The organism is Nodosilinea sp. P-1105 (genome assembly GCF_012911975.1).
Taxonomy (GTDB): domain Bacteria; phylum Cyanobacteriota; class Cyanobacteriia; order Phormidesmidales; family Phormidesmidaceae; genus Nodosilinea.
In genome coordinates this window covers 5,371-8,130 of sequence record NZ_SMDQ01000113.1, presented here as the reverse complement: position 1 = coordinate 8,130, position 2,760 = coordinate 5,371, and the positions used below count along the sequence as shown (strand labels likewise).

3 protein-coding genes are annotated in these 2,760 nt (G+C 57.9%); all 3 read left to right on the top strand.

The features are described 5' to 3' along the window. Nucleotides 1–158: 158 nt before the first annotated feature. Complete coding sequence (locus E1H13_RS25650) at nt 159–434, top strand: hypothetical protein (protein WP_169617810.1); 276 nt, start codon at nt 159–161, stop codon at nt 432–434. Nucleotide 435: 1 nt separating this feature from the next. Further along, nucleotides 436–1,008, top strand: a complete 573-nt coding sequence (locus E1H13_RS25645) for a Uma2 family endonuclease (protein ID WP_169617809.1) — start codon at nt 436–438, stop codon at nt 1,006–1,008. An 81-nt stretch (nt 1,009–1,089) separates the two neighbouring features. Further along, nucleotides 1,090–2,760: TIR domain-containing protein (locus tag E1H13_RS27055; RefSeq protein WP_206071083.1), on the top strand; the 1,671-nt coding region annotated here is incomplete at its 3' end.

Genomic DNA, 2,760 nt, shown 5'->3' with positions numbered 1-2,760 from the left:
CACCACGGCCCCCATGCCAGAGCAGGGGGTCTACATTTTGCGGGTGCATCCCAAAACCCCGGAATGGTTGGGGGCCAACCCCCCACGGGTAAAGTTTGTGGTTAGCTCGAACCCCCTATAGCCGAGGCTAGAATGGCAATAAACCGGCAAAGCACCCCATGACCATAACCTTGACCTTGTCCCCTGAGCTGGAACAATACCTGATTAAGGAAGCCAATCAACATGGGCTTTCCGTTGAAACAGTGGCATCAGAGTTACTGACGAACTCCTTGCTAGCACGGCAAAAGCAAGCTGCAGCCTTGGATATGCTGCAATCTTGGATTGATGATGACGATATTAACGAACAGCAAGAAACAGGCCAATACCTCATTCAAGCTCTAGATCAGGATAGGTGGTCTAACCGTAAGTTGTTTCCGCCCGAAGGACTGAAATGACATGATTACCCTAGATTTACGCCCAGCGCTAGCCTTGACGGATGAGCAGTTTGCCCAAATCTGCCAAAATAATCGCGACTTGAGGTTTGAACGTACCGCCCAGGGGGAACTGGTGATTCTGGCCCCAACTGGAGGTGAAACCGGCAGGACGAATGTTGAACTGGCGGCTGATCTGGTTTTATGGAATCGCCGCGATCGCCTAGGGGTAGTGTTCGACTCGTCCACGGGGTTTAAGCTGCCCAACGGCAGCACCCGCTCTCCCGATGTGGCCTGGGTACGTCTAGAGCGCTGGGAGGCGCTGACCCCAGACCAACAACGGCGGTTTGTGCCCCTGTGTCCTGACTTTGCGATCGAACTTAAATCCCCCTCCGATGAGCTGGCCGACCTTCAGGCCAAGATGCAGGAATACCTGGAGAATGGCCTGCAACTGGGCTGGTTGATTGACCCAGAGCAGCAGCGGGTAGACATTTATCGCCCCCATCACGCCCCTGAGAGCCTAAGCAACCCCAAGACGCTATCCGATGAAGCACTGCTGCCTGGCTTTGTTCTAGATTTGTCAGAGATTTTCTGCTAAATCCTGGGAGACTATTAACGATTCAAGTTACGGGCCAAATAGAGGCTATCGTAGCAGGTAGACCCCCTTCGCTTCGCTGCTATGGCCGACGTTTTCATCTCCTATTCGCGCCGTGATAAGGCGTTTGTGCAGGTGCTCTATGATGCCCTGCGGGCCAGTCAGTATGACACCTGGATCGACTGGCAAGACATTGCCCCCACCACGGAATGGTGGCAGGAGATTGAAGCTGGCATTGAAGCAGCCCACACGTTCATTTTTGTGATCAGTCCCGATTCCGTCGGGTCAACCTACTGCCGCCAGGAGGTCGATCACGCCGTCCAGCATGGCAAGCGGTTAATCCCCATACTGCGCCGCCGTGACTTTGAGCAAAGCCAGCTCCCCCCCAAACTGAGCCAGCACCAATGGTTGATGTTTCAGCCTGAGGATGACTTTGACAGTGCCTTTGGCACCCTGGTTGAAACCATCAACACTGACCTGGAGCATAAGAAGACCCATACCCGGCTACAGGTGCGGGCGATCGAGTGGCAGCAGCAGAACCAGGATGCCAGTCTGCTCTTGCGGGGTCGAGAACTGGAAGCGGCAGAACAGTGGCTAATTCGAGCCAGTACCGGCAAAGACCCGGCCCCCACGGACCTGCAGAAGGATTATCTCGCCACCTCAGTGGCGGCCCGGCGATCGGCCAATACCCGCCAGCGAGCCACGATTGGGGTTTTGGCGGTGCTGCTGCTAGGGGCGATCGCTGCCGGGGGTTTAGCCTGGGTACAGTACGGCAGAACCCAAGCCGCTTTAGACCGCGAAGGGGAAGCCCGGGAGCTAGCCGAACAGCGATTGAACGAGGCCGAAGCGGCACGGCAGGCGGCGGAAGCCGCCCAGGCCAACGAAGCTGAGCAACGTCAGATTGCCGAAGATAACGAAAAAGCTGCTGAACAAAGTGCCCAGGACGCCCAGGATGCCCTGACCCAGGCGGAAACAGCCCGTGCCGCCGAAGCAGAGCAACGTCAGGTAGCGGTGGGTGCCTTGCAACGGGCTGAGACCGGTGAGTCGGAGGCAAATCGCCAGGCGGCGGTGGCCCAGCAGCAACGGGACCTTGCCCAACGCAATGAGAGGACTGCCCAGGAGGCGACCGAGCGGGCAAACGCAGAGACCCGCCGCGCTGAAAGACAGGCTTTGAATGCAGAAACACAGGCCGATGCGCTGACGGTAGAGAACTTGATAGCCGCTAACTTGATGACTCCAGCCTGGCGGCGGGCGCTGCAACTGGGGCGAACCATTCAGGCGATCGAGGGAACACCGGCAACCGATGCCCTTACTAAGGCCCAGAGTGTAACTGCTGCCCTCCCCAGCCCCCTAGAGCCCAGTACCCGGCTGCAGGCTGTGTCTGCTTTGCGCAAAATCTATTACTACGATGGCTACCTGCAGCGCAATCAGCTCACCGGCCATACGGATTTGGTCAGAAGTGTGATTTTCAGCCCCGATGGGCAGACCCTGGCCAGCGCCAGCGAAGATGGTACGGTTAAGCTGTGGGATCGCAGCGGCCGCGAACTGCAAACCCTCACCGGCCACACGGATACGGTCAGTAGTGTGAGTTTCAGCTCGGATGGGCAGACTGTGGCCAGCGCTAGCAGAGATGGCACCGTGAAGCTGTGGGACCGCAGCGGCCGGGAACTGCAAACCCTCACCGGCCATACAGATTGGGTCTTGAGTGTGAGTTTCAGCCCCGATGGGCAGACTCTGGCCAGCGCCAGTGCCGAT